Origin of the sequence: Methanobrevibacter sp. (assembly GCF_045116495.1) — an archaeon.
In the GTDB taxonomy this organism is placed as follows: Archaea; Methanobacteriota; Methanobacteria; order Methanobacteriales; family Methanobacteriaceae; genus Methanocatella.
Window position 1 is genome coordinate 1 of sequence record NZ_JBGULU010000137.1, and the last position, 4,044, is coordinate 4,044.

General features: G+C 36.3%; 6 protein-coding genes and 1 pseudogene. All 7 read left to right on the top strand.

Annotated elements, in window-relative coordinates; all coding sequences use genetic code 11:
* Positions 1-251 precede the first annotated feature (251 nt).
* The gene (locus tag ACJMLH_RS07565) at positions 252-605 is read left to right on the top strand and encodes a flagellar protein, FliL (protein WP_405276335.1); all 354 of its coding nucleotides are present in this window, start codon (positions 252-254) and stop codon (positions 603-605) included.
* Positions 606-610: 5 nt separating this feature from the next.
* Positions 611-895: a hypothetical protein gene (locus tag ACJMLH_RS07570; RefSeq protein WP_405276337.1), complete on the top strand. Its 285-nt coding sequence runs from the start codon at positions 611-613 to the stop codon at positions 893-895.
* A 298-nt stretch (positions 896-1,193) separates the two neighbouring features.
* Positions 1,194-1,922 carry a phosphoribosylaminoimidazolesuccinocarboxamide synthase gene (gene purC / locus ACJMLH_RS07575; RefSeq protein ID WP_405276339.1) on the top strand — a complete coding sequence of 243 codons (729 nt, stop codon included), beginning with the start codon at positions 1,194-1,196 and terminating at the stop codon, positions 1,920-1,922.
* The gene (purS, locus tag ACJMLH_RS07580) at positions 1,923-2,189 is read left to right on the top strand and encodes a phosphoribosylformylglycinamidine synthase subunit PurS (protein WP_405276341.1); all 267 of its coding nucleotides are present in this window, start codon (positions 1,923-1,925) and stop codon (positions 2,187-2,189) included. It begins immediately after the preceding gene.
* An 11-nt stretch (positions 2,190-2,200) separates the two neighbouring features.
* Complete coding sequence (purQ, locus tag ACJMLH_RS07585; RefSeq protein WP_405276343.1) at positions 2,201-2,845, top strand: phosphoribosylformylglycinamidine synthase subunit PurQ; 645 nt, start codon at positions 2,201-2,203, stop codon at positions 2,843-2,845.
* A gap of 11 nt (positions 2,846-2,856) precedes the next feature.
* The gene (gene cobA / locus ACJMLH_RS07590) at positions 2,857-3,576 is read left to right on the top strand and encodes a uroporphyrinogen-III C-methyltransferase (protein ID WP_405276345.1); all 720 of its coding nucleotides are present in this window, start codon (positions 2,857-2,859) and stop codon (positions 3,574-3,576) included.
* Positions 3,577-4,044: pseudogene (locus tag ACJMLH_RS07595) on the top strand (glutamine--fructose-6-phosphate aminotransferase); the annotation flags it as partial. It lies immediately after the preceding gene.

Genomic DNA, 4,044 nt, shown 5'->3' on the forward strand with positions numbered 1-4,044 from the left:
ATGGTGATTGTTCCGTTTGAATCTTCATGAATCACTTCATCATAATCGGTTGTGTCATGAGTGCTCTCGCTAGCTTCGGTATAGTAAACTCCTATAATCAGACCCAAAACACATAAAGTGAATATGAGAAGTATTGTGGTATTTTTCAAGTCCATGATTAATTATTATTTTTTGTAATATATAAACTAAATAGAAAACTATTTTAACCCCTTATGTTCAAAGAATTAATGAAAGCTTAACGAGGTGAGAATATGAAAAGCTTTATTTTAATCCTTTTGGGGATTATTGTAGCATTGCTGATTGTCGGTAGTGCTGTAGCATATTCTTTCATGAATGAATCAGGTGATAATATGGATGAAAACGATTCTAATATAATTGAAAAGATAAAGGATAAAGCAAGTAATGTCGCATCTTTGGAAAGTTCTCAGTCAGATGACGGTGACATTGTAAGCGAAGTGGTGAAATTCAACAGCCAGAATGGCGAAGGATACTATCGTGAAGTCACTTATAGTGATGGCGGCTTCAGACAGTTTGATAAGGATTCAGGCGAACTGATAGGTTCATCCTACAAATCAGATCAGGATAAACTCCCAAGTCTGGAATGATAAAAATGATTTTAAAAGAGTTATTGGAATATTTCAATATTCAGGCTTCATTTCCGGATTATCTTATGGAACAGACCTTCAACAAGGTTTTTCTTGATGGGGAACTGTCTCATGTTGGAAACAATTATAAGATATCAGTTACAACAAGACAGGATGTCACTCATCAGATGTTTTTAAAGCCTGCTGAGGCATATCCTCTTACAATTTTATCAGAGCTTCCGAACGGCTCTCTAAATGGGATGAAATTTGGTTTGACTCCGGATGATGTCGTCTACATTAACAAATTATAACTCTTTTTTATTTTTTTACATTATTGACTGTTTTTTTACTTTCAACTGAATTTCAACTGCTTGATATATATCCTATTTTTTTATTAACTTTTTAATTCTCTATCTGATGTTAATGTTAAATCCGGTTAAGATTAGCTACTTGTTTAGAGATATGTGGCTGTATTGTCAATCGTTTCTTTGTTATAATCAATTCTAAATTTTGGTAAAATTTAACTTCAGAATTCATAATATTAACTAATTTTATATAATATATAATTCAAAAATTATAATATACTAATTTAATAATTTTGTTGATATCATGGACAAAAAAGAGTTAATTAACAGTGGAAAAGTAAAAAGCGTGTATACTACAGATAACGACGATGAAGTCATAATCGAGTTTAGGGATGACATGACTGCCGGTGACGGTGAGAGAAAAGAAGTCATGAACAACAAAGGAGCATACAATGCCGTAATCTCTGCTAAAATATTTAAAGTTTTAGAGGAAAATGGTGTTGCTACCCAATTCATTGACCTTCCAGAACCTAACGTCATGCTTGCCAAAAAGCTTGAAATGATACCTATTGAAGTTATTGTAAGGAATATAGCTACTGGTAGTTTAGTTCGCAAATATCCTATTGAAGAGCGTACTAAATTAGAACCTCCTATTGTTGAAATGGATTATAAGGATGATGAATATCATGATCCAATGCTCAATCGCTCCATCATCAAGGCAATGGGAATTGCAACAGATGAAGAAGTCGATATCCTGATTGAAAGGGCATTGAAAATAAATGAAGTTTTATCAGGATTCCTTGCCGATGCCGGAATCATCCTAGTTGACTTTAAAGTCGAATTCGGTAAGGATAAAGACGGAAACATTCTATTGGGTGATGAAATTTCTCCTGACGGATGCAGATTGTGGGACAGTGAAACACTGGACATGTTGGATAAGGAATTATTTAGAAAAGGAAAAGACGACGAAGTAATGGCTGCTTATATAGAAGTATATGACAGGATTATTCCGGATGATGAAAAGGTGATTTAGATGTTATTTGATATTGAAGTAAAGATTTCTCTTAAAAGCGGTATGTTAAACCCTGAAGCTACAACAATCGAAAGATCTCTCGAATTGCTTGGCTATGAAGTTAAAAACGTAAAAACTGTTGAAACCATCAAATTCCAAATGGAAGGCGAAGACAGGGAAGCAATCAGGGAAAATGTAGTCGACATGTGTGAAAGGTTACTCTGTAATCCTGTAATTCATGATTATAAAATCAATGTCATTCCACAGAACATGGCCTGTGGTAAATAGGGGCGATTCGAATGAAAATTGGTGTAATCAGATTTCCGGGAACCAACTGTGACAGAGATGTTGCACAGGCTGTTGAACTGGCAGGCCTTACTCCAGAATATATCTGGTGGAGTGAAGAAAACCTCACAGACTATGACGGCATCGTTATTCCTGGAGGATTTTCATATGGGGATTACCTGAGGGCAGGTGCAATGGCTTCCATCACACCTGTAATTGATGGGATTAAGGAATTGGTCAAAGAGGAAAAACCTGTTTTAGGAATCTGTAATGGGGCACAGATTTTAGGTGAAATCGGTCTTGTCCCTGGAATTTTCATCACAAATGAATATCCTAAATTCAACTGCGAATGGGTGGAATTGAAGGTAGGAACCTCAAGGACTCCATTTACCAAGGCATTTGAAAAGGGTCAAACTATCCAGCTTCCTATTGCACATGCGGAAGGCAGATTCTACACAGAGGACATTGACCTGTTGAAAGACCAGGACCAAATCGTATTGCAGTTTGAAGGCAAAAACCCTAACGGTTCAATGGAGGCAATCACAAGTGTATGCGATGAATCAGGACTTGTATGTGCAATGATGCCTCACCCTGAAAGGGCATGTGAAGAATTGTTCGGCTCCGATGATGGTCTAAACTTCTTTAAAGGATTTTTATAAAAGTGATTTGAATGGTAGTTTATCTAATTGGTGCAGGTCCCGGCGATGCTGATTTAATAACATTGAAAGCAGTAAAGGCTCTAAACAAAGCAGATGTGGTTTTATACGATTATCTGGCAAATGACGAGATATTGGCCCATGCACCCGAAAGTGCCGAAAGAATCTATGTCGGCAAAAAGGCAGGCGAACACTATAAGACTCAAGATGAAATCAATGAATTAATCATCGAGCAGGCTAAAAGTCATGAAAATGTTGTAAGGCTTAAAGGTGGAGATCCTTTCGTATTTGGAAGGGGCGGTGAAGAAATATTGGCTTTAATGGAACATGATATCAAATTTGAAGTTATTCCGGGAGTTACCTCTGCAATTGGAGCACCAACATCCCTTGGACTTCCGGTAACTCATAGAGCTGTTGCAACATCAGTGACTATTGTAACAGGTCATGAAGACCCAACAAAACCGGAAAGCCAGGTTCATTGGGATTATACTGCCGATACATTAATTATTTTAATGGGAATTGGAAATATCAAAGAAAATACCGCAGAAATCATGAAATATCGTTCCCCTGACACACCGGTATGTGCTGTTGAAAGCGGAACAATGCCTGATGAAAATGTGGTCTTTGGAACTCTTGGTGATATTTCCGATAAGAAAATCAACACTCCTGCCATTTTAATAATAGGGGATGTTGTAAAGCTTTATAAAGATATTTACAATTATCAGGGTGATTAAATGTGTGGAATTGTAGGTTGTATATTAAAAAAAGATGAAGATGTGGCGCCAATCCTTTTTGATTGCATATCCAAATTGGAATACCGAGGATATGACTCAATAGGCCTTGCTACATTCTCACAGAATAAGATACACATTAAAAAAGATAAAGGTAAAATCATAGAAGTTGACAATAAGTTAAATCTCACTGACATGCCAGGAAGTTACGGCATTGCTCATGTTAGATGGGCTACACATGGAGATCCATCAAAGATGAATTCACATCCTCATGTTGATGAGGAAAACACTGTAGCTGTTGTTCATAACGGAATTATTGAAAATTATCTGGAAATTAAGGAAAAATTAACTCTTGAAGGACATGTATTCAAATCAGAAACAGATACTGAAGTCATTCCTCATCTGATTCAAAAGTTCATGGATGAAAAATTTGACCTTGAGCATGCGGTTAGAAAAACAATTGAAGTAATT

Excerpts from the sequence above, each read along its gene's own strand:
- ACJMLH_RS07565 (WP_405276335.1), top strand. The coding sequence starts at position 252 with ATGAAAAGCTTTATTTTAATCCTTTTGGGGATTATTGTAGCATTGCTG.
- ACJMLH_RS07570 (WP_405276337.1), top strand. The coding sequence starts at position 611 with ATGATTTTAAAAGAGTTATTGGAATATTTCAATATTCAGGCTTCATTT.
- purC (WP_405276339.1), top strand. The coding sequence starts at position 1,194 with ATGGACAAAAAAGAGTTAATTAACAGTGGAAAAGTAAAAAGCGTGTAT.
- purS (WP_405276341.1), top strand. The coding sequence starts at position 1,923 with ATGTTATTTGATATTGAAGTAAAGATTTCTCTTAAAAGCGGTATGTTA.
- purQ (WP_405276343.1), top strand. The coding sequence starts at position 2,201 with ATGAAAATTGGTGTAATCAGATTTCCGGGAACCAACTGTGACAGAGAT.
- cobA (WP_405276345.1), top strand. The coding sequence starts at position 2,857 with ATGGTAGTTTATCTAATTGGTGCAGGTCCCGGCGATGCTGATTTAATA.